Here is a 222-nt window from a genome sequence, read left to right as displayed (position 1 = left end):
GTCGGCACACTAAATTCTTTGCTTTAGAGAGTAAACTCTCTAATTTAAAACCTCATATAAAATGAAGTTCTTGAAAATGGCTCCCCTTGCAAGACTTGAACTTGCGACATACGGATTAACAGTCCGCCGTTCTACCAACTGAACTAAAGGGGAATTACTTGTCTCAACATTAGGTCTCTAAAGACCATTATTTGTTAAGTACCAAATAATGGTGCCTCGAGG

The 222-nt window shown here is 38.7% G+C and carries 1 tRNA gene; it reads right to left on the bottom strand.

Annotated elements, in window-relative coordinates:
• Window positions 1–77 precede the first annotated feature (77 nt).
• Window positions 78–153 (bottom strand) — tRNA-Asn (locus tag AB4180_RS22375).
• Window positions 154–222 lie beyond the last annotated feature (69 nt).

It is taken from the genome of Vibrio sp. 10N.286.49.C3 (assembly GCF_041469545.1).
Taxonomy (GTDB): domain Bacteria; phylum Pseudomonadota; class Gammaproteobacteria; order Enterobacterales; family Vibrionaceae; genus Vibrio; species Vibrio tasmaniensis_A.
The sequence above is the reverse complement of the archived record's forward strand: the minus strand, read 5'-3'. Positions and strand labels throughout refer to the sequence as shown.